Origin of the sequence: Pseudoalteromonas sp. CO348, from assembly GCF_004208845.1 — a bacterium.
GTDB classification, from domain to species: Bacteria; Pseudomonadota; Gammaproteobacteria; order Enterobacterales; family Alteromonadaceae; genus Pseudoalteromonas; species Pseudoalteromonas maricaloris.
Genome location: NZ_SGPI01000039.1, coordinates 14,203 through 38,023, shown reverse-complemented (window position 1 = coordinate 38,023; position 23,821 = coordinate 14,203). Strand labels below are relative to the sequence as shown.

Here is a 23,821-nt window from a genome sequence, read left to right as displayed (position 1 = left end):
GTGTACTTATTGTGATAGAGGTATGTATTTGATCGATTTAAAACACATTCATAATAGAATGGATGTTCAATAAAAATATTTTCAACAAATCAAAGTAGTAAGTTCAAATATGTCACGGTAAGATGATAAATCAATGATGGTACAATGAACACTAAAAGAATTCGTCGATGTCTCTATATGCGATAAAAGAACAAAAAATCGGGCCATTCTCCTACCAAAGCTGGGGGGAAGGAAAGCAAACCGTTATCTACCTTCATGGTTGGCAAGACAACAGCAACAGTTTTGTACCGTTTGCGCCATTTTGCAATACACAGTACACACATATCGCACTTGACTTAGCAGGTCATGGACACTCAGATTGGAAAAGTGCCGACGCCTTTTATTACTTTATCGATTATGTCTATGACTTAAAGTGCTTTTTAGATTTAGCACAGATCAAAACGTGCCATATTGTTGGTCATTCTATGGGGGCAATGATAGCTAACTTGTTTGCAAGCTGCTATCCAACACGTTGTTTATCGTTGGTACTAATCGAGGGAATAGGGATTGTGAGTACCTCAGAGAGTGATACCAAAACCCAGCTCATTAATGCGTTTAATTCCCGAGATAAATTAAAACAATCTGAACCACGGGTTTATCCTGATATAAATACACTTGCGCAACTGCGCAGTAAAATCAGTGATGTTTCGGTAGAAATAGCAGCGCTGCTTGTGACAAGAAATACCCAGCCGCATCCTGATGGCGTGCAACTTAGATTGGATCCCCGACTAAAGCATCACTCTGGATTTAGGTATTCCATCTCTCAAGCAAAGTCGGCGCTCAATGGGATATCCATTCCAACCTTATTGGTGTTAGCGGAACAAGGCTATGACATGATTGTCAGACAATATAGTCAATTTAAGGGCTGTTTCGACTCACTCAGGCTTGAGAAAATACCTGGCGGACACCATTGCCATATGGAAAACCCGGAAATTTGCTATAAGCTAATTGAAGCACACCAGAACCGCGACAAAACAGCGTCTACAACTGAAGGAGCGTAAAGAATAAACTAATCATGGAAAGAAAAGTTCACAAAGAGCGCTAAAGCCCACGTTTCAACAGCATCTAGATTGTAAATCCTCAGATATTGTGGGAATATGGCGTTTTTAGAGTATTTGCTCAATTGTTAAAGTGCCTTACATCGTTTATGGTTTAGGGTGAATATAAAAATAACGAGAACACAGGAGCTAAGAGTGGAAAAAATCTGGCTTAAGCGCTACCCAGAAGGTATGCCTGAAACTATCGACCCAGAGCATTACAACTCATTGCTTGAATTATTTGAAAAAAGTTTTGCAGATTATGCTCAGTATCCAGCCTACACCAATATGGGTAAGACACTGACTTATCAGCAAGTTGATGAAAAAACCAAAGCAGTTGCTAGTTATATACAAAATGAATTGAAACTTGGCCGTGGCGATAAAGTTGCGGTCATGATGCCAAACTTGTTGCAAACCCCAGTTACCATTTTAGGTGTACTACGTGCTGGTTGTACCGTTGTAAACGTCAATCCGCTTTACACCGTGCGCGAATTAGAGCATCAGCTAAATGACTCCGAGTCAAAAGCTATCTTTATTCTTGCAAACTTTGCCCATACATTGGAGCAGGCCTTACCAAAAACCAGTGTGAAGCACGTAGTGCTGACAGAAATTGGTGACATGTTAGGTGGCTTCAAAAAGCACTTGGTGAACTTTGTTGTTAAGCACTTCAAAAAAATGGTGCCTGACTTTAGCCTGCCAAATACCATTCCTTTCAAAGAAGTAATTGCAGCAGATCCTACAAAATATCAGAAACCTGATGTGACGCTAAGTGACCTTGCCTTTTTGCAATACACTGGCGGTACAACTGGCGTATCTAAAGGCGCGATGCTTACTCATGGCAACATGGTAGCAAACCTTGAGCAGGTCTCTGGCTGTTTAGATAAAGTATTAGATAAAGGAAAAGAGGTCGTTATCACGGCGCTACCGCTTTACCATATCTTTGCATTAACAGCGAACTGCTTGACCTTTATGAAGTACGGTGGTCACAATATCTTGATCACCAACCCGCGTGACATGCCTGCGTTTGTAAAAGAGCTGGCAAAGGTGCCATTTACAGCAATCACTGGTGTTAACACGTTATTTAATGGCTTGTTGAACACACCAGGTTTTGCCGACCTAGACTTTTCAACCCTGAAAATGTCTTTAGGTGGTGGTATGGCCGTACAACGCCCTGTCGCTGAGCGCTGGCAGAAAGTGACAAAGTCAAAACTGATGGAAGGTTATGGCCTTACAGAATGTGCGCCGCTAGTTACTATTTGCCCACATGATCTTGAAGCCTACAACGGTTCTATTGGTTTACCTGCACCAAGCACTGACATTAAGATAGTTGATGACAACGGCAATGAAACACCTAAAGGTGAGCCCGGTGAGCTGTGTGTTAAAGGGCCACAGGTGATGGCTGGTTACTACAACCGTCCAGACGCAACCGCCGAATGTTTAAAAGACGGCTGGTTTGCAACGGGTGATATCGCTACTTATGATGATGACGGTTTCTTCTACATCGTTGATCGTAAAAAAGACATGATCTTAGTGTCTGGCTTTAACGTTTTCCCTAATGAAATCGAAGAAGTCGTTGCTATGCACGAAGGCGTGTTAGAAGTTGCAGCGGTTGGCGTGCCACATGAGGTTAGTGGTGAGCAAGTTAAAGTTTTTATTGTTAAAAAAGACCCATCTTTAACAGAAAAAGATATAATTGCACATTGCCGAGATAATCTAACGAACTATAAAGTACCAAAGCTAGTTGAGTTTAGAGATGAACTGCCAAAGACTAACGTTGGTAAAATACTGCGTAGAGCGTTAAAAGAATAACAAATAGAGCCGGCACTAGCCGGCTTTTTTATAACTAGCGTGATATGGCTAGTTATGTAAATTGCATGGGAGTAACAGTGCAGTATCAAGTTATTGAAAGCCAAACAGCACTAGATGAATTTGTCTTGTCTATTTCGAAAGCCAAAGTGCTCGCCGTCGACACCGAATTCATGCGTCGCCGCACCTTATACCCAGAAATTGCTCTGTTACAGATCTTTGATGGTAACCACCTTGCCCTTATCGATCCACTAGCCGATATCGATTTTAGTAGGCTGTGGACGTTGTTTTCAGATACTAGTGTTTTAAAAGTACTTCATTCTCCATCAGAAGATATCGAAGTATTTCTAAAGTTTGCAGGTTTTATCCCATCACCAATATTCGATACCCAGTTTGCTTTACAGTTGTTAGGTGAGGGTAGTTGTATTGGTTTTGCCAATATGGTGAAGCAACTTAGAGACGTAGACATTGACAAAAGTGAATCCAGAACAGATTGGTTACGCCGCCCTTTAACTCAAAGCCAATTAGATTACGCCGCCTCCGATGTATATCATTTACTGCCATGTTTTGAGACTATTCAAGCGCGAGTAAATGAAAAGCAGCTATTTAACATAGTGCTTCAAGAGAGTGAGTTGCTCGCCCAAAAGAGGAGCTTCCGTCAACCAGACGAAGTACTTTATCTCGATGTCAAAAACGTGTGGCAACTTAAGCCTAGAGATCTTGCTACTCTAAAAGAACTTGCGGCGTGGCGCAGAGCCAAGGCAGAGAAAAAGAACTTAGCGCTAAATTTTGTACTTAAAGAACATAACATGGTAGAAATTGCCAAACGTCGTCCAAGCTCACTGGGCAGTTTACGTAATGTTCCAGGTGTTGAGCCAATGGAAGTTAATCGCTCTGGTAAAGAAATTCTCGCCTGTATAGAAAAAGCAAAAGAAGTAAGTGAACAAGATTGTCCACAACGCGTGAGAAGGCTTATCGACTTTAAAGGTTACAAAGCAGCGTGCAAGGATATTAAACAGGTTATCGCCGAAGTCGCCAAAACTAACGATATTCCGGTTGATGTGTTTGCTTCGAAAAAGCAAATCAATCAGGTGATCAGCTGGTCGTGGAAAAAGTCACCGGAAGAAAAGCAATTGCTGATGAAACCCGATCTTGCGTTAGGCTGGAGGGCTGAGCTTGTTGCAGATAAGTTAGACAGTTGGTGGCAGTAGCACTCCTGTCGATTAAAAGGTGAAAGAAAAAAGCTAAAGCGATAATAACATCCACCTTCCGAAGAAGGTGGATGATACTCAACTAGTCTTTTGGTTGTTCGATACCAAAGTACACGCAATGTAACACAGGTAATACAATCAACGTCAGTATGGTCGCAAAACCAAGACCGAACATAATGGTGACCGCCATGGATTGGAAGAACACGTCAAATAATAGCGGGATCATACCCAATATGGTTGTGATAGCAGCCATAGACACCGGCCTTACACGACTCACACCAGAATCAAATACCGCTTGGTAAGGGGACTTACCAGAGTCAATTTCGATGTTTATTTGATCCATCAGTACAATACCATTTTTAATCAACATGCCGGATAAACTTAGCAAGCCTAGCAGCGCCATAAAGCTAAATGGTGCTTGTAGTAATACAAGGCCTGCCGTTACCCCAATAATAGCAAGCGGCACTGTAGACCAGATCACTAATGGCTTTTTCACAGAGTTAAAGAGCAATACAGTGATCATAAACATCGCTAAATAGCCGATTGGTAATGAGCCAAAAATAGCTTTCTTCGCTTTGCTTGACGACTCATACTCGCCGCCCCATTGCATCTCGTACCCTTGGGGTAGTTCAATGGCTTCGATATCCGCCTTCACTCTTGCAAATAACTTCGCTGGGGTTTCATCACCTATCACGTCATGATCAGCCATTACCGTGATGGTACGTTTGCGGTCGCGGCGCATGATCAGGCTATCTTCCCAAGTGACACTAAAATCATCCACGATTTGTGAAACTGGCACGTAAACGCTAAGGACAGGGCTGAATATTTGTAAGTCACCAAGGTTTTCAACATTGAGTCTCTCTTCCTCAGGAGAGCGTGCAATGATAGGCAACAGTTGCGTACCATCTCGATATAACCCTACCTTGTTACCTGACACCGAAGTAAGTAGCAACTGATCTAAGTCAGATTTACTGATCCCCAAACGACGCGCCTTCAATTCATTAAATTGTGGGCGGATCAACTTGGTTCTTTGTCGCCAGTTATCACGAATATTAAACGCTTTATCGTCTTGGCTGATAATACCTTTGGCTTCTTCAGCTAGTTGGCGTAACACAACAGGATCTGGTCCCGAGAACCTAGCCTCGATTTTTGCGTCGGTTGAAGGACCAATTTCCATGCGCTTTATTTTGAGACGTCCGTCTAGCTCATTTTCAAGCTCATAATCGCGAAGCTTAGCAATCATAGCCACTACAGCTTCTCGGTCTTTTACACGTACAATTAACTGACCATAAGCGTCATATTGTTTTTCAGGCGAATAGGTCAACATAAAACGAGGCGCACCTTGACCAATCGTTGCCGTTACTTCGTTAACCATAGGATCAGCCAGTAAAAAGGATTCAATTTTCTCAACATTTTGCGCCGTGCTGCGAATATCTGCACCTTGATAATGCCAATAATCCACATAGAACATCGGTGTATTTGAAGCCGGGAAGAAGGACTGCTTAACTGATTTAAAGCCAACAACTGCAGCGACTAATAGCAGTACCATAGAAATAATGGTAATAGCGCGATTTTCAAGGCAGAAGGTAAGCATGGATTTATACACAGTGAAGATCACACCTTTATAGGGGTCGTCTTCTTCGCTGGTATCTGATGACTTTTCCTTCGGTCCTTTAAACATCATATTGGCAAAAAATGGTGTCAGTGTGATTGCCGTTACCCAGCTTAGTAGCAATGAAATTAACAACACCCAAAATAAAGAACCAGCAAATTCACCACTGGCATCTGAGCTTAAACCAATCGGCGCGAAAGCTGTGATCCCGATAACGGTTGCGCCAAGAAGTGGCCATTTTGTCTGTTCAACAATGTTCACAGCAGCTTTTACTTTAGATTGACCCCGTTTAATATTAATCAAAATGCCTTCAGTCACTACAATGGCATTATCGACTAGCATCCCCAGTGCAATGATCAAAGCACCTAATGAAATACGCTGTAAATCAATGGCGAATATCTTCATAAAGATAAAGGTACCGAGCACGGTAATAAGCAAAATACCGCCGATTAAAATACCACTCTTTACACCCATAAAGATAAGCAGAACGATAATTACAATGGCAACGGCCTCTAAAAGGCTAACGATGAAACCGTCGACCGAGGTTTCTACTTCTGTTGGTTGATTGTAAACCGTGTTGATCGTAATACCGTATGGGCGCTGATATTCTAGTTGCTGTAAGTGATGTTCGATTTCTTTACCCACCTCAACAACATTTACACCAGAGGTAAAAGAAACCCCAACCAGCAGGGCACGCTTTTGATCAAAACGTGTAATATGATTCGGCACTTCCGCATATTCGCGTGTCACTTTTGCCACGTCACCCAAATAAATAAGCTCTTTGGCACCGGGCTTTGAAATAAGTAACCCCTCTAGCTCAGCAACGTCTGTAAACTCACCAGTAGGGTGTAGGCGAATAGACTCGTCTCCAACACGTATTTTACCCGCATTAGATACCGTATTTTGGGCTTGTAACAACGAGAAAATGTAACTAGGTGCAATGCCAAGTTGTGACAGTTTTTGTGTTGATATTTCGACGATCACTTGTGCTTGCTGCTCACCCGCAACAGTAACCTTACTCACACCTTCAACTAGCACTAATTCGCGCTTCAAAAAGTCAACGTAGTCTTTTAGCTCATCATACGAATAGCCTTCGCCGGTGATCGCGTAGAGTTCACCGTAAACATCAGCAAAATCGTCGATAACGCTTGGCGGCCTAACACCTGGCGGTAGCTTCGGCGAGAGATCATTTACTTTACGGCGCAGCTCATCCCAGATCTGTTGTAAGTCTTTCTTACGGTACTTACTCTTCATTTCAACAGTGATCTGCGACTTACCTGGAGAAGAAATGGAAGTAACATAATCAACATACGGCAGAGACTGAATTGCATTTTCAATCGGGAAGGTGACTTCCTCTTCCACTTGTTGTGGCGATGCACCAGGATACATGGTCACGACCATGGCTTTTTTTAGTGTGAATTCAGGATCTTCTAGTTGGCCTAAGCCCAAATAGGATACCGCCCCAGCAATAAGCAGGAGCAAGGCAAACATCCAACTGATTACCTTATTCTCAATTGACCATTTGGCTAAACTCATATTACAGACCTCTTTCTTTAGTCCAAGGTCTCACTTTTGCGCCTTCTTGCAAGTAATGCACGCCCGCAGCAACAATTTCTTCACCAGGTTCAAGACCCGACAATACCTCAATACCGGTATGATTCAGTTGGCCAACGGTGACTTCGCGTTTTGTTACCGTCTGATTATCACTTTGATATACCCATACGTAACTATTTCCCTCTGTGCCTTGCTTTTTATCGGAGAATACTGCTTGGTTAGGTACGATGATTGCCGTATTTTCACGGTTCGTAATTTTGCTTGGGTCGACGTAAACATGGCCTGTCATACCTGCGAACAAATTAAAGTCCTCGGGGATTGGAAGACTAAATACGACTTTATAGGTTAAGGTTGCAGGGTCTGCCTGCGTATCCCATTCCTTAATCGTAAGCGGGTAAGACTTACTTGGGTAGCCATCAAAAACAACGGTCGGTTTGTAATCCGAATCTTTATCAACACGTGCAACGATGCGCTCAGGTACTTGAATAACTACATCCATCATATCGCGTGTTTCAAGACGAAGGATATTTTGCTTTGCTACGACGTTTTCGTAATTTTTGACAAATACCTTAGCAACCGTGCCGCTAAACGGTGCTCTAAGTTCGCTATATTCGAGGTTTGTTTTAGCAATTTTAAATGCAGACTCCGCAACTTGCTTGTCTGCATTTGCTTTATCAAACTCAGCTTTAGTCGCTATGCCTTTTTCAAATAACGGTTCAATTCTCGATAACTGCGATTTAGCCAGTTCAAATTGGGCTTTACGTTGTTCATATTGCAGGTTGAAATCTTCAGGATCAAGTTTTGCTAGCAATTGCCCTTTTTGTACATCTTGGCCTGCGAGAACTGGAAACTCGATAAGTTCACCATTCACACGAAAGGCTAGGTAGGAGCCTTGGTTTGCCACCACTTCAGCTGGGAAACTACGAAGTGTGCTGCTATTGGGATCCGAAACCGTATGAATTTTAACTGGTCGGTTAGGGGCTTCTGTTGGGGCTTGTTCTGCTTGCTCTTGGCAGCCCACTAATAGGGTAGCCAGCACAATTCCAGAAAACACTCTTAACATATTGTTCTCCATGACAACGTCAATTTTAATGCGTGCAGAATAATGGAATTACATATAAAATAAAAATTATAAAACATTCTATACTGCATAAGATTTATTTATGAAGATTTCGGACTTAGCAGCGTTTTGCACCGTTGTTGAAGCGCCTAGCCTTACCGAAGCAGCAAATAAGCTTCATAAGACGCAGCCTGCGGTCTCTCAATCAATTAAAAGATTAGAACAATCTTTGGGATTTGCCCTTTTTGAGCGTGAGAAATATCGCAATGTGTTAACAGAGCAAGGTCGTCGATTTTATTTTGAAGCCGAAAAATTGCTTAATCATCATAGAGATTTGTCATTACTCGCGACTGAATTCGCGGCGGGTAATGAACCAAGCTTTAACATCTGTTACGAACCGATCGTATATCAAAACCAGATTGATCAAGTATTAGGCAATGCCTTCATTAAGTTTCCCGCAACTGAAATGAACATCTCAAGTGGTAAACGTTTTTTTGCACTTGAGCAAGTCACACAGGGGATTGCAAACCTTGGCATTGGCCCTTGGTTTGACCTTTTTCATTCAACTGGCGATTTAGAATCAATGCCGATTGGACACGTAAAATTAGGCTTAGTCTCATTAACTGGCTATATGCCACCAGAGCTTAGTTTTTCAGAGCTTGCGCAATACCCATCTCTTGCAATGAAAGAAAGTAAATTCAAGTTTGACAGTGAGCGCTTGGCATACAGAAACAGTAACAATGTCATGAAACTCGATGACGCACTGGCAATAAAAAGATACTTATTACAAGGTATGGGCTATGCCCTAATCGGCCTTGACCTTTGTAGAGAAGAATTAGAGTCTGGTGTTTTACAACAAGTGAGAGTGTTCGATAGAAAGGATGAATTTGAAGCCGAGATCCACGCGTATCGTTTGCATATTTCCCACCATGGGCCAGTAGCAAGATATTTTTGGGATAAATTAAAAGAGTTAAATATTCAATATGAAAAGCAGCAATCCTCAGCAAGAACTCGCTGAAAAAGTCTTCACCGTAATTGGTGGTATCCCATTTGGAAAAGTTGCGTCGTATGGGCAAATAGCGAGATTAGCTGGTTATCCAAAACATGCTCGAAAGGTTGGTCAATTGCTGAAAAACCTACCACAAGATTCAGCGTTACCTTGGTACAGAGTAGTAAATAGCCAACGACGTATTTCATTTCCTCAAGACAGTAGTAAATTTCAAGAGCAAAAATCGCGCTTGCAAGCTGAGGGCGTCACATTCTCAAATAGTAACGTGATAGCTAAACACTGTGTTTGGGAATAGTTATAAATTTAGCGTTAACTGATCCAGATAAATAGGGCAGTCGTAATTATCGTTAGTTTTTGTATATTTGAACGGGAATTATGAAACTCGCTTTATTTCCATTGCCAATATTCTTGCTTCCAGGCGGGTTCACCCGCTTGCGGATCTTTGAGCAGCGCTATTTATATATGGTAAAAGAGGCCGCGAAAACAGAGCAAGGTTTTGTGTTATGCCCATACCTCGCGGATACGCCGAACAATGTGTCAAAAGAAGGCGTGCACGTTAAAATCGTCGACTTTTCACAAGATGATGATGGTCAGCTGCTCATTGATGTTGAGGCACTATCGCGCGTCGCGATCAGTAATGTGGAAGTAGACTCACAATCTTTACGTTATGGCGATTGTGACATTATTGATGGGCCGCCATGGCAATGTAGCGAGGAAGCATTGAGTCTAGTTGACGAAACCCTTGTTGATAAGCTTCAGAGTGTTTTTATCGCCAATCCAATCCTTGATGATTTGTACCGCGACAAGCATTTTACTCAACCTCTTTGGGTTGCTTATCGTTGGCTAGAAATCTTACCTATCTCGATGACCCAAAAACTGAAAATAAAACAAGCACAAACATTTGAACAGGTGGCAGAGTTCTTACATACTGTATTAGATGAAAAATAGTGATCCATGCCAAGTTTTACAGCGTATTACAGCTTATAATTATAAATTGGAAGGTGAGCTATGTTAGGCCAACAGCAATCTATCGATTGCAACGTTCAGTCAGGAACTCGCAAAGCAGTGCAAGAAACTCCCTCTCAAGCGTTATCGGACGCTTTAGTTAAGGTTGCAGAAAAACGAGATCGCAAAGCTTTTGCGTTCTTGTTTGAGTACTTTGCGCCAAAAATCAGGCGCTTTGGTGTGAAACAATTTGGTAATGACGCCCAAGCGATGGAGCTCGTACAAGACACGATGACGTCAGTGTGGCGTAAAGCACATCTTTATCATCATGACAAAGGCGCAGCCACAACGTGGATCTATACCGTAATGCGTAACGCGTCGTTCGATGCACTGCGTAAGATGAAGAGTAATAAAGAAGAACACATCAGTGAAGACATCTGGCCGATAATTCAAGACTCGCAGGCTGACGACGACGGTTTTCAAGATCACTTGCAAACGGCGCAAATTCAAAAATACATCAATAAGTTGCCGCCAGCACAACGAGACATAGTCAAAGGCGTGTACTTTCAAGAAATGTCTCAAGAACAATTGGCAGAGCATCTTAATATACCTGTCGGGACAGTTAAGTCACGTTTACGACTTGCTTTACAAAAACTTCGCGCAGAAATGGGAGATCAAGCATGATTAAGCATCACCCTAATGATTCATTATTAAGCCAATTTGTTGAAGGTAATTTGCCTGCAAGTATCAGTGTCGCAATTGCAGCACATGTCGAACTATGTCCTTGTTGCCAGAAAAAGACCCAACAGCTTGAAGCGCAAGAAGCGAATGTTCAGCTTGGAGGAGGCAGCGAATCTTCACTAAGCTGTGATTTTGAGGCGATGATGCAAGCGATAACACTGGATGACGAAATAGACGAAGTTAAGGAGTATATCCAACCCACTTTTAACTATCAGGGTAGGGATGTTCAATTACCTAGGGCTATTGCGAATATCGATCGCACCAAATTTTCAGGTGTAGGTAAAGTCGCCCGCTCTCGGTTATTGCTAGAAGATGGCGACTTACGCTCAAGTCTTCTACAAATTGGTGCGGAAGGGGAAATTCCAGAGCACACCCACACGGGCTTTGAAATCACCTTGTTACTTGACGGCGATTTTGCAGATGAAGCTGGGGAATACGTACCGGGCGACTTTATTTGGCAAGACGGCAAACATAATCATTCTCCGCGCACAAAAGAAGGCTGCCTTTGCTTTACCGTGGTAAGCAGTGCACTACACTTTAATAAAGGGTTAAGTAAGCTGTTAAACCCAATTGGTAAGTTGATTTATTAAAGGAATAGTTGCGAAATGAAATTTTCATCACCAATAAAAATTGGCATTAGCGCGTGTTTGGCTGGAGACAAAGTACGATTTGATTCAGGCCACAAGCGTTCAAACTTTTGTATGGATGAATTCGCCGAACATGTTGAGTATGTGCGCTTTTGCCCGGAAGTTGCGATAGGCATGCCAATTCCAAGACCAACCATCAGACAGATCCGTGTAGGCGACATTATCAAAGTTAGTCGTCCCGACGGTAAAGAAGATGTCGCACCAAAGCTTAAGGAGTTTGGCGAAAAGGTTGCAACCTCACAGACACAAAGCCTTTCCGGCTTTGTGTTTTGTGCCAAAAGCCCAAGCTGCGGAATGGAGCGTGTTAAGGTTTATAACGAAGCAGGAACTGGTAATACATCTGAGGGTATTGGTATTTTTGCTGAGCAAATCATAAAACACAATCCGCTTTTACCTTGCGAGGAAAATGGCAGATTGAATGACATGCATCTCAGAGAAAACTTCGTAATGCGGGTATTTGTTTATAAAAACTGGCAGGAACTAACTCAATCGGAAAACATCGGTCTACACGAGCTGACGAATTTTCACGCCAAGCACAAATATCTGTTGATGAGCCATAATTACCAAGCCTATAAAGATTTAGGGCGTCTACTCGGTGATGGCAAACAATTGGATAGAGAGACGCTGAAACATAAATATATCAGTGGTTTGATGTCAGCACTGAGCAAGCCTGCCAATCGCAAAAATCAAGCAAACACGTTAACGCATCTACAGGGATATTTTAAGAACGAGCTTTCCAGTATCGAGAAGCAAGAGATGTGCGGCGCAATAGATCAATATCGCAAAGGTATTGTACCTTTATATGTACCGTTGACTTTGCTCAAGCATCATCTCACCGTGCATCCTAAAGCGTATTTGCAAAGCCAAGTGTACTTTGACCCATACCCCAACGAACTGCGTTTAAGATTCGGAATTTAGTAATGAAAACAGCTTTTTGGTTTCGCCGTGACCTCAGGGTTTACGGCAACGAGGCTTTGATTGAAGCCGTGAATGAGGGCGCACGCGATGCGCTCTTTTTTTATTGCAAGTCACAGTGGCAGTCACACAACGTGGCCAGTATTCAGCTCGACCTACTTGAGCGCAGATTACTTGAGCTTGGCAGTCAGCTTAGTGAATTTGGCATTAGGCTACATATCATTGAAGCGAGCACATTCGCTGAGCTGCCGGCGCAGCTTCAAGTTGTTTGTGACGATAAAGGCATTGATTGCTTATATGCAAATAAAGAATATGAAGTAAATGAAGTGGCGCGCGATGAAGCGTGTGAAACTGTGATCTCGTTAAAATTATTCGATGGCGATCTCGTTGCCAAACCGGGCTCAGTGCTTACGGGCTCCGGTGAGATGTTCAAGGTGTTTACCCCCTTTAAAAAAGCATGGTTAAAATGTTTTGTGGGGCAGCAATTTCACTTCTCTAGCTGGCCACTGGACAAACAACATGAGGCAAACTTCAAAAAGCCAACTTTCTTCAAGATGACCAATAAATCTGAAAAGTGGCCAGTGGATGATAATGCCATTGTCACGATTGTAAATCGTTTTATTAAGGACAAACTAGCAGACTACCAAGATGACCGTGATTTCCCTGCAATCAAAGGAACTTCGGGGCTCAGTCCATACTTGGCATTAGGCATTGTGTCACCCAAGCAGCTCATCGCACAGATCCAACTTCATTACCCTGAAGTGCTTGAAAACCCAAGTAAGCCAGAGTTTTGTTGGGTGAACGAACTCATTTGGCGTGAGTTTTATCGCCATCTTATCGTCGCTTTTCCGCGTTTATGTAAAGGTTTTAATTTCAACGATAAATATAACGCGGTTAGGTGGCGTGACGACAGCCAAGCTTTTGAGCTCTGGTGTAATGGTCAAACTGGCTATCCGATTGTCGATGCGGCAATGCGTCAGCTCAATAAAACTGGCTGGATGCACAATCGGCTACGTATGATTGTTGCCAGCTTTTTAACCAAACACTTGCTCATCGACTGGCGTGAAGGCGAAGCCTATTTTATGTCAAAGTTAATAGATGGCGACCTTGCCAGTAATAATGGTGGCTGGCAGTGGGCTGCAAGTACAGGGTGTGACGCGCAGCCTTATTTTCGTATTTTTAATCCCATCACGCAGAGCGAAAAGTTTGATCCCGATGGTTCCTTTATTCGTACATATGTGCCTGAATTGAAAAATGTTCCAGCAAAGCATATTCATTTTCCCCATGACTATTTAGCGGCATTTGGTGGAAAGGACGGCTATATAAAGCCGCTGGTTGATCATAAAGAAGCAAGGGCAAGAGCACTTGACGCATTTAAGGTGTAAATAGGTATGGATCACAGAACGCAGCGATTCGTGGCAATTTATAATGAAATAGACAAATACTGTCTCGGTAAATTGGCTTCAATTTACACTGAGGACATCAGTTTCGTAGACCCTTTACATAAAATTCAAGGACTTGATGCGCTAACGAGTTATTTTCAAGGGTTATATGAAAATGTCTCTGAAATCGAATTTCTTGTTACGAACGCTTATCAGGTTGATGACGTCAGCTTTATCTACTGGACCATGTCCTATCAACACCCCAAGCTAAATGGCGGTAAGCCCATAGAAGTCGATGGTCATAGTCGTTTGAGTTTTATTGGCGAAAAAGTGGCGCAACATCGGGATTACTTTGACAGTGCGCAAATGCTGTATCGCCAAGTCCCACTACTCGGTGGTGTTATTCGGCTATTGGATAAAAGGATCACGGCATGAGCAACATCTTAGTTACTGGCGCAACATCAGGGATAGGTAAAGGTCTTGCTGAATTTTATGCAAAGCAGTCACATCAAGTAACAGCTTGTGGCCGCAACCAAGAAGTGTTAGACGAATTAGAAAGCAGCGTAGGTGCAAAGAGCAAAGCATTTGATTTAACAAACCGCGAAGAGATAGAAGATAACTTCAAAGATATTGACGGCTTGGATCTTGTGATCCTCAACGCTGGTGGTTGTGAGTATATCGATAATCCCAACCAATTTGACGGCCATCTGTTTGAGCGAGTAATGCATATAAACGTCATCTCAATCGGCCACTGCCTAGACGTTTTACTGCCAAAAATGAATACAGGCGGGCAACTTTGTATAGTAAGCTCCAGCAGTGCATTTTTACCTTTGCCTCGCGCCGAAGCGTATGGTGCGTCGAAAGCGGCTGTCAGCTATTTAGCGCGCACCCTGACAGCAACATTAAAAGACATTGATGTAACCCTAGTTCACCCAGGCTTTGTTGAAACGCCGTTGACAGATAAAAACGACTTTCCGATGCCATTTATTGTCAGTGTCGATGAGGCCGTGGGTTACATTAGCAAAGGAATAGAAAAGCGTAGTAAAGAAATACATTTCCCAAAAAGGTTTACTCTATTTTTAAAACTTCTCAGGTTACTGCCGTTTTCGTTGTGGTTACCTCTCGCAAAAAGGATAGCCCGTGGCTAAAATTGCAATAATTGGAAGCGGTATTTCAGGTATGACCGCAGCATACCTGTTAAGTCGTCAACATGACGTGAAAGTCTTTGAAAAAAATGATTATATTGGCGGACATACGGCAACTATTGATGTTGAATACCAAGGTGAAAAGCTCGCGGTTGATACCGGTTTTATCGTATTTAACGACAGAACCTATCCAAAGTTTGAAAAATTGCTGGCTGAAATTGGTGTTAGTCGCAAAGAAACTGAAATGAGCTTTAGTGTTCACAACAGCCAATCGAAGTTTGAATACAATGGCCATTCACTCCGCACGCTATTCGCACAAAAACGTAACCTATTGAGACCAACTTTCTGGCGATTACTAAAGGATATTGTGCGTTTTAATGGCCTTTGTAAGTCATTATATGAAAAAGACGACTATCGAGGTGTTGAAACGCTTGGCAAACTGTTACAGCAACACCATTTTAATGCGTTTTTTAAGCTGCACTACATCTTGCCGATGGGCGCCGCTATCTGGTCAACCAGTATCAAAGAAATGCTCGATTTTGAAGCTAAATTCTTTGTCCAGTTCTTCTTCAACCATGGGCTCTTGGACATCACAAACCGCCCTCAATGGTATGTTATCCCAGGTGGTTCCAGGGAATACATTCAGCCATTGGTGGCAGAATTTAAAGACAATATTGTGCTTAATGCCGACATCGAAACAGTGGTTCGTGATGAGTCTGGTGTGACCATCATCTTCAAAGATGGCAGTAATGAGTACTTCGATAAAGTCGTCTTTGCATGTCATAGCGATCAGGCTTTAGCATTACTAAATACCCCGTCGAGTGATGAACAAGCGATACTTGGTGCAATTCCTTATACTGCAAACTCAGTGGTGCTGCACACTGACACCCGTTTATTGCCAAAGCGTCCGCTGGCGTGGGCCAGTTGGAACTATTTGTTAAACGAAGCGACGGACAAAGCCGCTGTTGTCACCTACCAAATGAACATACTACAAGGGTTTGACGCTAAACATCAATACTGTGTCACGTTAAATCACGATGAAGGGATAGCTGAAGACAAAGTGATCCGCCGCTTTGTCTATCATCATCCGGTTTTCAATACCACCAGTATTGCGGCTCAAAAACGTAAAGCCGATATTGATGGTAAACACCATAGCTATTTTTGTGGTGCGTACTGGTTCAACGGTTTTCATGAAGATGGGGTAAAAAGTGCGGTAGATGTGGCCGAGCAATTGGGTATCTCATTTTGAACAGTGCAATACTGATTGGTAAAGTTCGGCATCGGCGATTCGCTCATGCCGGGCATGCTTTTTCTTACCCCATGTATATGATGTGGCTAGATTTAAGTGAGCTCGACGCACTCAATAGTATTTCGTCAAAGCTTGGTACATCCGGCTTAAAACTGCTTAAATTCAATCAAGCTGACTATATCCTCACAGAAGGCGAAAGCTTGGTTGAGCGCGCACGTGCTAAGTCAAATGCGTTAGGCAAACCCGTTTCTTCACAAACAAAAGTATATTTAATGGCGCAAATACGCTGTTTAGGCTTTTACTTCAGCCCGGTTAATTTCTACTTTTTTGAAGACGAAAAGGGTGCCGGTTTTAGCCATATGCTCGCTGAAGTAAGTAATACGCCTTGGAACGAGCGTCATTTTTATTTAGTTGAATTAAATAAAGAAGTGAACTTTAAAAAGCAATTTCACGTATCACCTTTTATGAATTTGGATATGCACTACCATTGGAAAGTGAAGCCACCCGGTAGCAATACGCTAATCCATATTGAAAACAGAAAAGGTGACGAATTGCTATTTGATGCCACGATGACGCTCAAAAAGCAGGAGCTCAATGAAGCAAATATTAATCAATTGCTCAAGCGGTTTCCTGCAATGACATGGAGCATAGCTAAAGGTATCTACTGGCAAGCGTTGAAGTTATTTTTAAAAAAAGTGCCTTTTGTTGGGCACCCCGGAAGAGTATAAGATGGAAAATACCACGACAATATCCTCATCAATTTCGCTTTCTACATTCGATAGAGTGTACAAAAAGCTCGTCTTTGGCGCGTTGAATACCTTAGAAATCGGAAAAGTGGTACTTGTCGAAGGCGACCAAAAATACTGTTTTGGTGAGTCAGAAACAAGCCTAAGCGTTGATATTCAAGTTCATTCAGCGCAAATGTATAAGCTATTTGCACTTGGCGGCAGTGTCGGAGCAGGCGAATCTTACATTCTTGGTCATTGGAGTTGTTCGGATTTAACCAAACTGATTGAGATCTTCGTCCTAAACCAAGCTCAGCTGGATGCCTTTGAAAATAAGTTTGCATTTTTCTCCGGCATTGTGAAAAAGGTAAAACATTTAAAAAACAAAAACTCAAAACAAGGCTCAAAGCGTAACATTGTCGCCCACTACGACCTTGGGAACGACCTTTATGAATCATTTTTAAGTGAAGAAATGCTGTACTCTAGCGCAGTGTATCCCTCAAAGGAGGCATCGCTTGAAGAAGCGCAGCAACACAAGTTAGCCGCAATCTGTGAGCGCTTGGATCTGCAGCCAACCGACAAAGTTGTTGAGATTGGCACCGGGTGGGGCGCATTTGCAGTTTATGCTGCAAAACACTACGGCTGCCATATAACCACGACAACTATTTCAGAAGAGCAGCATGCGTACGTAAAAGCACTGATTGAAAAAGAAGGGCTGCAGCAGCACATCACACTACTAAAACAAGATTACCGCGAATTGGACGGCCAGTACGACAAGCTGGTGTCTATCGAAATGATTGAAGCGGTTGGACACGCGTATTTATCTGGCTTTTTTACCAAATGCAACGACTTGCTAAAACCGACAGGCGCAATGCTGATTCAGGCCATTACCATCGCCTGCCAACGTTATCAACATTACCTCAAGCAATCGGATTTCATTCAGCAGTACATTTTCCCTGGTGGTTGTCTTCCTTCCGTGAGTGAAATGAGCAAGCAAATTGTAAATTCCACCGATATGGTTATCCATGAACTTCATGATATCGGTCTGCACTATGCCAGAACGCTATACGATTGGCGTGTTCGGTTTGAAAAAGCATGGCCTTCGCTTGATGGTAAACGTTTCGATGAACGCTTTTATCGCCTTTGGCAATTTTATTTATGCTACTGCGAAGGGGCATTTAAACAAAGAGCAACCAGTGCAGTGCATTTAGTCGCCAGAAAACCAAGATACCAGTCAAATGTCTGTACTCAAACATTGGATTACTAACGCGCTACTCTTCCAAAGTATTTGGTTTTCTGCATTATTTTTTCAAGCAGACGCGCTTTGGTTGATGTTGCTAGGCTGTCTCGTCATGCTCGCAGGGCACCAAAATAAGCGTCTCAATTTGCTGCTTGCACTCGTAGGTTCCGCCATAGGAATAAGCATTGAATTGATTGCGGTCAAAACTCAGCTCATCAATTACCAAGGTAGTGAATTACTTCCGCTTTGGCTCTGGTTTTTGTGGATAGCATTGGTGCTGACAATAAATAATGCACTTTCCAAACTATTAACACTCAAGGCGCCGATATTATTAGTGGTATTTTTGGTCTGCGCGCCACCTAGCTATCTTGGTGCAGCTAACTTTGACGTAGTTTCTATCTCAATGCCTTGGTACATTTTTTGGCCAGCATTTGGCGCGCTGTGGAGTGTGGGATTCTACCTGATAGTGAGTTTTAATCGCATTTTATGGGGTACAAAGCTTGCGCAGTTGCCAGCAAATTGATAGCGTTTGATTACAAACCCACAGGATCCGGGGCGAAACGCAATAAAATAATAAATATTTCGTCGAATTTCGCAATTTTGGGGTTGCACATAAACGCAAAATGCATAAACATAGGTTTTGCTTAGGCAAATTATAAAGTTATAGGAATCTAATAATGAATAAAGCTCAACTAGTTGAAAAGATGGCGGCAGACGCAGAGATTTCAAAAGCAGCGGCAACTCGTGCTTTAGAAGCGTTTACTGGCGCAGTAACTAACACACTAAAAGATGGCGGTTCTGTTGCTTTAGTTGGTTTTGGCACATTCTCAGTAAAAGAGCGCGCTGCGCGTACTGGTCGTAACCCACAAACTGGCGCTGAAATCCAAATCCCAGCTGCGAACATTCCTTCGTTCAAAGCAGGTAAAGGCCTAAAAGACCAAGTAAATCCTTAATCCACTCGCTGGACAAGAAAAACCTCCCAAGTTGGAGGTTTTTTTATGCCTCTCATATTCATTATAATTGATAGCGCTATCTTGAATTTGCTACTATCGCCCCAATCTCGTATTTTTATCTAATAAGTTGTTTAATCAGTTTTCATGAAGCGTTTTAACCTTTTCGCCGTTATGTCATTACTCATGTTGTTATGGGTAGCTGCTGCGTGCGCGACAGGAACGCCTGATACTCACTTATCCCATACTCCCGATACACACAGCACAAGCTTCGAAAACATCACCCAAAAGGGCCTCGCTGACGCCAATCAGTTACCCAGTAAACCAAGTCCTGCGAGTCCAATAAAGCTCAGTGGTGAAACCACGCATCACGAAAAGGGCTTATTGCCGGAACGTGAGCGTACTAGCCACCCTAGTTATTTTCTGCATCCTAAACAACAAGCCGAATATGCGCTTGTATTTGAGCTTGCAGCAGAAAAATATATACCGGCCTCAGTCTATGACATAAATAGACCTAAACCTGTACCTTGGTATATGTGTGATACTCGGCCAAATAATGGCTTTATCGACAACTGTAAGCCGGCAAACTTAACCTTCAAAGGCAGTCTCAACTTCGCCTCTTAATCATTATCGACTACCAATAAAGCACCCAAATAGTAGTTTTTGATACCAGCACCTAACGTCTGTATGACCAGTATTCGTTAGCAAATCGGTATCGCTCAGATAGATATTGAGAAAAATATGAAAGATATAAACTCGCCAACGAGGGCATCAACCTCTCGTGGAGCCACCGCGCGTGCAAAACGTTTTTTTACTGCGCTTATTGTGTTCTTGTTGATCCTTTGTGCACTACCAAACGTGTATCCCAATAAGAATTTAATTCAAATTCAAGCAAGTAGTAACGAGGTTGTGTCTCTGTCGCTGCCTGAGCTTAAATCTCAGCTAGAAGGAGAGGGATTCAAAGTCAAGCAAATCGAGTCTCATCAAGGTGGCTATTTAGTTGAACTTGAAAACCGCACGCTAACCGCCGAAGCGCGTGCTTATATGGCTGAGTCTCACTCAAAGCTAAGTGTTAAGGTTGTTAGTGCTTCAACGATGCCACAGTGGTTAGAAAGCACTGGACTCAAACCTATCAAGCTCGGACTCGACTTGGACGGCGGTGTGTTGTTCGTACTCAAGGTTGACACAGAACAAGCGGCGCAAAATAAACTGCAGTCACTCGCAGACGAAGCCAATAGCCTACGGATCAAAAATCGTTATCGTAACCTATCTATTCCTCAAGTTATCAGTGGTGAGCAGGTTGAGGTCATAGCGAAAGCGCAAGGGCAAAATGAACTCGCTGCGCTTACTGCGACACTGCGCGAACTCTATCCACAATTTACCAGTACAACTCATAAACAAGGCAGTTTAACGAAAGTGAACTTCCGTTTTGCCGAAGCGAAAAAAGCAGAGTTCGATAAGCAGTTAATGGCCCAAGCGCTGTCTACTTTACGTTCGCGTATTGAGGAACTCGGGATCACAGAAGCCGTTACGCAACGTCAAGGCACTAATTATATACGAATCGAATTACCTGGCGTGCAAGACCCAGAACAAGCCAAGCGTATTATCGGCGCAACAGCAAAGCTTTCATTTCATGCATTACAAGAAATGGGAGGTCAAAAATTAAAGGATAAATCTGGCGCTTTGGTTTCAGTCGACCCAGTTGCCATTTTTGGCGGGGATGAAATAGAGTCCGCGACAGCAGGAAGAGATGAATACGGAAAGCCTTTAGTGCAACTATTCTTATCTTCTCAAGGCGGTGAAAAGATAAACCGATTTTCTAGAAACAATGTAGGTAAGCCAATGGCTACTGTATTCAGCGAATATTACGCGGATCCAAAAGGAGAGATTAAGCGCAAAACGGAAGTGATTTCAGTAGCCACTATTCAACAAGTATTAAATACCCGATTCAGTATTACCAATATGCAGTCAATGGAACGCGCGCAGGAGTTAGCATTATTGTTGCGGGCGGGTTCTCTTGACGCACCAATCACCATTGTGAAAGAGCAAACCATTGGTCCTTCATTAGGCGAAAAGAATATTGAAAGCGGCTTTAAAGCTTTGGCGTTAGGGCTAAGCCTAACTTTGCTGTTTATGGCAGTATGGTATCGCAAGCTAGGCGCAGTGGCCATTACCTCATTACTGGTAAACTTAGTTTGCCTAATTGGATTAATGTCGCTGCTTCCTGGTGTTGTGCTTACCTTACCCGGCATTGCGGGCCTAGTTTTGACTATTGGTATGGCGGTCGACACCAATGTTATTATTTTTGAGCGAGTTCGCGAATTAAGGCGTAAAGGCATTGCGATGGTCACTGCATTAAAGCAAGGTTATCAACAAGCCATGTCGAGTATTATCGATGCTAACTTAACCACGATGATAACTGCTCTTATCCTACTTGGTATCGGTTATGGACCAGTAAAAGGGTTCGCGATCACCTTGGCGCTGGGCATAGTAACCAGTATTTTCGCCGGTGTGGTCGTCTCCGGTATGTTATCAGAATCTCTTTATTCAAAATCACGTAAAGGCGCAAAGTAAAATGACAAGTAAAACGCAAAAGGCGAGATTCGTCGGGCTAATTTCTGGATTGTTACTTGTCCTTGCAAGTCTCATAGCCATCACCCAAAAAGGCATTGTATTAGGCCAAGACTTTACCGGCGGTTACGTTACGGTTATCGACTTACCCAAGCAAAAGAGCCAAACGGAAATGCAAAACAAGCTAGCTGAGCTTGGTGTTCAAGATGCACGAATCTCTCTACAAAACGATGGTAGCTGGAGAGTTTTCCAAACCCCTCAGTCCACCGATGAAACACACGTCAAACAGTGGATAGAAGGACTTGAAACACAATGGCAAGCAAGCGTATTAGACGCCAGTTATCTTGGTGCGCAGGTGGGTAATGAGTTAATTGAGCAAGGTGGCCTTGCAGGTATATTCGCATTACTTAGTGTATTGATTTACTTGGCGTTTAGATTTGAGTGGCGCTTAGCGGTCTCCGCAAGTATCGCGCTTTTTCATGATGTGATTGTGACGCTAGGTTTGTTTGCAATAACGCAAGTAGAATTTGACTTAACCGTGCTTGCAGCACTGCTGGCGATTATTGGTTACTCACTCAACGATTCGATTGTGATTGGTGACAGAGTTAGAGAGCTTTTGTTCGAAGAGCAGTGGAAAAACAGTCCCGTGGGCAATACCATAGACCAAGCGATAAAGGATTCAATGAGCCGCACGCTTATCACCTCATTAACGACGCTCACAACGGTGTTAGCGATATGGTGGTTAGGCGGCGCAGGACTTAATAGTTTCGCCATGGCGTTGTGTTGTGGCATTCTCATTGGTACTTTGTCTTCCTTGGCAATTAGCGCAACTTTACCGCAGTTTTTAGGCTTGTCGTTTAACAACTACCTAAAAGAAGAATCTGAGGCAGCGAAACAGCAACTCGCTGAGCCATAAGCGTAATATGCGATTTAGGTTAAAAAAGTAGCAATTGCTCTTTTTTAACCTTGTCGTGCTGATGTATAATCCGCACTTCGAAAGGAGCCGGATAAGGATTAATGTCAAAATATAGTTATCAAACTCGGTGCGGGAAAGTAACCCTCTGGGCCGAGCAAAATATCCTCTTTGCCTGTTTCGAAGGAAATATTAATGAGTCTATGATCCATTATTTTTCTAGGGCATTAGAGCAATGTCGAGCTGAGATCCATTCTTCGACATGGGGTTACGTGAGTTATTCCGAAAAGGCCATAGCTGCGACACCAGAAGCCTATAAGTTACTGGTAAACACAGCAAAGCGCTGTTTGCAGTTAGGCTGTGTTAGTGCTGCGTATGTGTTGAAGTCGGCAATTGCGAAAAGCCAAATTGACAAAATGCGCAAAGAAATTGGCATGCCAGAGCCATTAGATCAAGTTTTATTTGCTGATGTAAGCGCTGCCATTGAGTTTGTAAAAAGTACTTTAGCTACACCTGAAAAGTTGTCGGTATAAGACATCCTAATTCTATATAAGTGACGTTGCCTATTGGGACGAGCATTTATAATCAGTTTGATTGCGCCTTCACTGTTAAGGCTTCATTGGGCCGCATCTCGCAACGTGCGATGATGCGGTTGTTTTTATCTTCTTCCTGTCTAAGCAACATACCTTCGTCATTTTTTGTCCACCACACAAACCCATCACCTTGATATTTTGCACCGCTGGCTGAGCGCGCAATCTTCATCTTAACCACCTGTTCGTTAAAATGGACAGTTGCCTTATCACTGTCGTTGTAGTCAACTTTTATCACCGAATCATTATCACATTGATAGCGGCTAAGTGTTTCACTAAGCTCAATTTTACGATTCGAGATGTCCTCGCCACATGCACTGAGAACAGCGCTAATTAAAACAGCAAAGGCAATTTGAGATTTCATAAACAGACTCCGGCGAGAAAAAGACGGTATCTGATAATTTAGCGTAAACGGATGAAGTTAAGGTGAATAGTGTGGTTACAAGGCAATAAAAAGCAGCATAAAAAAGGCCCTACGGG

The 23,821-nt window shown here is 42.8% G+C and carries 24 protein-coding genes; 21 read left to right on the top strand and 3 right to left on the bottom strand.

Annotated features, from left to right (window positions below; genetic code table 11):
* Nucleotides 1-167: 167 nt before the first annotated feature.
* The 3 genes from EXT48_RS20060 to rnd all read left to right on the top strand — a co-directional run bounded on the left by EXT48_RS20060 (nucleotide 168) and on the right by rnd (nucleotide 4,093).
* The gene (locus tag EXT48_RS20060; RefSeq protein ID WP_130165534.1) at nucleotides 168-1,040 is read left to right on the top strand and encodes an alpha/beta fold hydrolase; all 873 of its coding nucleotides are present in this window, start codon (nucleotides 168-170) and stop codon (nucleotides 1,038-1,040) included.
* A 192-nt stretch (nucleotides 1,041-1,232) separates the two neighbouring features.
* Nucleotides 1,233-2,885, top strand: a complete 1,653-nt coding sequence (fadD, locus tag EXT48_RS20055; RefSeq protein ID WP_045988558.1) for a long-chain-fatty-acid--CoA ligase FadD — start codon at nucleotides 1,233-1,235, stop codon at nucleotides 2,883-2,885.
* A 77-nt stretch (nucleotides 2,886-2,962) separates the two neighbouring features.
* Entirely contained in the window at nucleotides 2,963-4,093 is a 1,131-nt protein-coding gene (rnd, locus tag EXT48_RS20050; RefSeq protein WP_130165533.1) for a ribonuclease D, read from the top strand.
* Between the two features lie 82 nt (nucleotides 4,094-4,175).
* Here the strand turns inward: rnd and EXT48_RS20045 are convergent, their stop codons facing one another.
* Together EXT48_RS20045 and EXT48_RS20040 are read right to left on the bottom strand one after the other, a co-directional pair.
* Nucleotides 4,176-7,241 carry an efflux RND transporter permease subunit gene (locus EXT48_RS20045; RefSeq protein WP_130165532.1) on the bottom strand — a complete coding sequence of 1,022 codons (3,066 nt, stop codon included), beginning with the start codon at nucleotides 7,239-7,241 and terminating at the stop codon, nucleotides 4,176-4,178.
* Nucleotide 7,242: 1 nt separating this feature from the next.
* Nucleotides 7,243-8,322 (bottom strand): efflux RND transporter periplasmic adaptor subunit, encoded by a 1,080-nt coding sequence (locus EXT48_RS20040; RefSeq protein WP_130165531.1) that lies wholly within the window; start codon nucleotides 8,320-8,322, stop codon nucleotides 7,243-7,245.
* A gap of 100 nt (nucleotides 8,323-8,422) precedes the next feature.
* On the opposite strand from EXT48_RS20040, the gene EXT48_RS20035 reads away from it, so the two are divergent.
* The 18 genes from EXT48_RS20035 to EXT48_RS19950 all read left to right on the top strand — a co-directional run bounded on the left by EXT48_RS20035 (nucleotide 8,423) and on the right by EXT48_RS19950 (nucleotide 23,284).
* The gene (locus EXT48_RS20035; RefSeq protein WP_010605459.1) at nucleotides 8,423-9,337 is read left to right on the top strand and encodes a LysR family transcriptional regulator; all 915 of its coding nucleotides are present in this window, start codon (nucleotides 8,423-8,425) and stop codon (nucleotides 9,335-9,337) included.
* A complete protein-coding gene (locus EXT48_RS20030; RefSeq protein WP_130165530.1) occupies nucleotides 9,303-9,623 on the top strand; it encodes an MGMT family protein in 321 nt (106 codons plus the stop codon). The genes EXT48_RS20035 and EXT48_RS20030 overlap by 35 nt, the downstream gene beginning before the upstream one ends.
* A gap of 80 nt (nucleotides 9,624-9,703) precedes the next feature.
* Entirely contained in the window at nucleotides 9,704-10,276 is a 573-nt protein-coding gene (locus tag EXT48_RS20025) for an LON peptidase substrate-binding domain-containing protein (protein ID WP_069019219.1), read from the top strand.
* A gap of 60 nt (nucleotides 10,277-10,336) precedes the next feature.
* Nucleotides 10,337-10,957, top strand: coding sequence for a sigma-70 family RNA polymerase sigma factor (locus tag EXT48_RS20020; protein WP_039495233.1), 621 nt, complete (start codon nucleotides 10,337-10,339; stop codon nucleotides 10,955-10,957).
* Nucleotides 10,954-11,604: a ChrR family anti-sigma-E factor gene (locus EXT48_RS20015; RefSeq protein ID WP_130165529.1), complete on the top strand. Its 651-nt coding sequence runs from the start codon at nucleotides 10,954-10,956 to the stop codon at nucleotides 11,602-11,604. Before EXT48_RS20020 ends, EXT48_RS20015 begins: the two co-directional genes overlap by 4 nt.
* Before the next feature lie 15 nt (nucleotides 11,605-11,619).
* The gene (locus EXT48_RS20010; RefSeq protein WP_130165528.1) at nucleotides 11,620-12,579 is read left to right on the top strand and encodes a DUF523 and DUF1722 domain-containing protein; all 960 of its coding nucleotides are present in this window, start codon (nucleotides 11,620-11,622) and stop codon (nucleotides 12,577-12,579) included.
* 2 nt (nucleotides 12,580-12,581) lie between these two features.
* Nucleotides 12,582-13,961: a deoxyribodipyrimidine photo-lyase gene (phrB, locus tag EXT48_RS20005; protein WP_130165527.1), complete on the top strand. Its 1,380-nt coding sequence runs from the start codon at nucleotides 12,582-12,584 to the stop codon at nucleotides 13,959-13,961.
* A 6-nt stretch (nucleotides 13,962-13,967) separates the two neighbouring features.
* A complete protein-coding gene (locus tag EXT48_RS20000) occupies nucleotides 13,968-14,393 on the top strand; it encodes a nuclear transport factor 2 family protein (RefSeq protein WP_130165526.1) in 426 nt (141 codons plus the stop codon).
* Complete coding sequence (locus tag EXT48_RS19995) at nucleotides 14,390-15,106, top strand: SDR family NAD(P)-dependent oxidoreductase (RefSeq protein WP_130165525.1); 717 nt, start codon at nucleotides 14,390-14,392, stop codon at nucleotides 15,104-15,106. Before EXT48_RS20000 ends, EXT48_RS19995 begins: the two co-directional genes overlap by 4 nt.
* Nucleotides 15,099-16,352 carry an NAD(P)/FAD-dependent oxidoreductase gene (locus EXT48_RS19990; protein WP_130165524.1) on the top strand — a complete coding sequence of 418 codons (1,254 nt, stop codon included), beginning with the start codon at nucleotides 15,099-15,101 and terminating at the stop codon, nucleotides 16,350-16,352. The genes EXT48_RS19995 and EXT48_RS19990 overlap by 8 nt, the downstream gene beginning before the upstream one ends.
* Nucleotides 16,349-17,080: a DUF1365 domain-containing protein gene (locus EXT48_RS19985; protein WP_275446561.1), complete on the top strand. Its 732-nt coding sequence runs from the start codon at nucleotides 16,349-16,351 to the stop codon at nucleotides 17,078-17,080. Before EXT48_RS19990 ends, EXT48_RS19985 begins: the two co-directional genes overlap by 4 nt.
* 1 nt (nucleotide 17,081) lies before the next feature.
* A complete protein-coding gene (locus EXT48_RS19980; protein ID WP_130165523.1) occupies nucleotides 17,082-18,344 on the top strand; it encodes a cyclopropane-fatty-acyl-phospholipid synthase family protein in 1,263 nt (420 codons plus the stop codon).
* Nucleotides 18,316-18,840, top strand: a complete 525-nt coding sequence (locus EXT48_RS19975; RefSeq protein ID WP_130165522.1) for a DUF2878 family protein — start codon at nucleotides 18,316-18,318, stop codon at nucleotides 18,838-18,840. Before EXT48_RS19980 ends, EXT48_RS19975 begins: the two co-directional genes overlap by 29 nt.
* Before the next feature lie 154 nt (nucleotides 18,841-18,994).
* The gene (locus EXT48_RS19970) at nucleotides 18,995-19,270 is read left to right on the top strand and encodes an HU family DNA-binding protein (RefSeq protein ID WP_010377204.1); all 276 of its coding nucleotides are present in this window, start codon (nucleotides 18,995-18,997) and stop codon (nucleotides 19,268-19,270) included.
* Nucleotides 19,271-19,414: 144 nt separating this feature from the next.
* Nucleotides 19,415-19,891 carry a hypothetical protein gene (locus EXT48_RS19965; RefSeq protein WP_130127424.1) on the top strand — a complete coding sequence of 159 codons (477 nt, stop codon included), beginning with the start codon at nucleotides 19,415-19,417 and terminating at the stop codon, nucleotides 19,889-19,891.
* Nucleotides 19,892-20,008: 117 nt separating this feature from the next.
* The gene (gene secD, locus EXT48_RS19960) at nucleotides 20,009-21,841 is read left to right on the top strand and encodes a protein translocase subunit SecD (RefSeq protein ID WP_130165521.1); all 1,833 of its coding nucleotides are present in this window, start codon (nucleotides 20,009-20,011) and stop codon (nucleotides 21,839-21,841) included.
* 1 nt (nucleotide 21,842) lies between these two features.
* Complete coding sequence (gene secF, locus EXT48_RS19955; RefSeq protein WP_130165520.1) at nucleotides 21,843-22,754, top strand: protein translocase subunit SecF; 912 nt, start codon at nucleotides 21,843-21,845, stop codon at nucleotides 22,752-22,754.
* 101 nt (nucleotides 22,755-22,855) lie between these two features.
* Nucleotides 22,856-23,284 carry a hypothetical protein gene (locus EXT48_RS19950; protein WP_130165519.1) on the top strand — a complete coding sequence of 143 codons (429 nt, stop codon included), beginning with the start codon at nucleotides 22,856-22,858 and terminating at the stop codon, nucleotides 23,282-23,284.
* 52 nt (nucleotides 23,285-23,336) lie between these two features.
* Here the strand turns inward: EXT48_RS19950 and EXT48_RS19945 are convergent, their stop codons facing one another.
* Nucleotides 23,337-23,705 (bottom strand): MliC family protein, encoded by a 369-nt coding sequence (locus EXT48_RS19945; protein WP_010605442.1) that lies wholly within the window; start codon nucleotides 23,703-23,705, stop codon nucleotides 23,337-23,339.
* Nucleotides 23,706-23,821: the final 116 nt, after the last annotated feature.

What these genes read in the sequence shown, in the direction of transcription:
- secD (WP_130165521.1), top strand. Translation starts at nt 20,009, where the DNA reads ATGAAAGATATAAACTCGCCAACGAGGGCATCAACCTCTCGTGGAGCC.
- phrB (WP_130165527.1), top strand. Translation starts at nt 12,582, where the DNA reads ATGAAAACAGCTTTTTGGTTTCGCCGTGACCTCAGGGTTTACGGCAAC.
- EXT48_RS19995 (WP_130165525.1), top strand. Translation starts at nt 14,390, where the DNA reads ATGAGCAACATCTTAGTTACTGGCGCAACATCAGGGATAGGTAAAGGT.
- EXT48_RS20035 (WP_010605459.1), top strand. Translation starts at nt 8,423, where the DNA reads ATGAAGATTTCGGACTTAGCAGCGTTTTGCACCGTTGTTGAAGCGCCT.
- EXT48_RS20010 (WP_130165528.1), top strand. Translation starts at nt 11,620, where the DNA reads ATGAAATTTTCATCACCAATAAAAATTGGCATTAGCGCGTGTTTGGCT.
- EXT48_RS19945 (WP_010605442.1), bottom strand. Translation starts at nt 23,705, where the DNA reads ATGAAATCTCAAATTGCCTTTGCTGTTTTAATTAGCGCTGTTCTCAGT.
- EXT48_RS19975 (WP_130165522.1), top strand. Translation starts at nt 18,316, where the DNA reads ATGTCTGTACTCAAACATTGGATTACTAACGCGCTACTCTTCCAAAGT.
- EXT48_RS20025 (WP_069019219.1), top strand. Translation starts at nt 9,704, where the DNA reads ATGAAACTCGCTTTATTTCCATTGCCAATATTCTTGCTTCCAGGCGGG.
- EXT48_RS20020 (WP_039495233.1), top strand. Translation starts at nt 10,337, where the DNA reads ATGTTAGGCCAACAGCAATCTATCGATTGCAACGTTCAGTCAGGAACT.
- EXT48_RS19950 (WP_130165519.1), top strand. Translation starts at nt 22,856, where the DNA reads ATGTCAAAATATAGTTATCAAACTCGGTGCGGGAAAGTAACCCTCTGG.
- EXT48_RS20015 (WP_130165529.1), top strand. Translation starts at nt 10,954, where the DNA reads ATGATTAAGCATCACCCTAATGATTCATTATTAAGCCAATTTGTTGAA.
- EXT48_RS19980 (WP_130165523.1), top strand. Translation starts at nt 17,082, where the DNA reads ATGGAAAATACCACGACAATATCCTCATCAATTTCGCTTTCTACATTC.
- EXT48_RS20045 (WP_130165532.1), bottom strand. Translation starts at nt 7,241, where the DNA reads ATGAGTTTAGCCAAATGGTCAATTGAGAATAAGGTAATCAGTTGGATG.
- EXT48_RS19970 (WP_010377204.1), top strand. Translation starts at nt 18,995, where the DNA reads ATGAATAAAGCTCAACTAGTTGAAAAGATGGCGGCAGACGCAGAGATT.
- EXT48_RS20060 (WP_130165534.1), top strand. Translation starts at nt 168, where the DNA reads ATGTCTCTATATGCGATAAAAGAACAAAAAATCGGGCCATTCTCCTAC.
- EXT48_RS20040 (WP_130165531.1), bottom strand. Translation starts at nt 8,322, where the DNA reads ATGTTAAGAGTGTTTTCTGGAATTGTGCTGGCTACCCTATTAGTGGGC.
- EXT48_RS20000 (WP_130165526.1), top strand. Translation starts at nt 13,968, where the DNA reads ATGGATCACAGAACGCAGCGATTCGTGGCAATTTATAATGAAATAGAC.
- secF (WP_130165520.1), top strand. Translation starts at nt 21,843, where the DNA reads ATGACAAGTAAAACGCAAAAGGCGAGATTCGTCGGGCTAATTTCTGGA.
- EXT48_RS20030 (WP_130165530.1), top strand. Translation starts at nt 9,303, where the DNA reads ATGAAAAGCAGCAATCCTCAGCAAGAACTCGCTGAAAAAGTCTTCACC.
- EXT48_RS19965 (WP_130127424.1), top strand. Translation starts at nt 19,415, where the DNA reads ATGAAGCGTTTTAACCTTTTCGCCGTTATGTCATTACTCATGTTGTTA.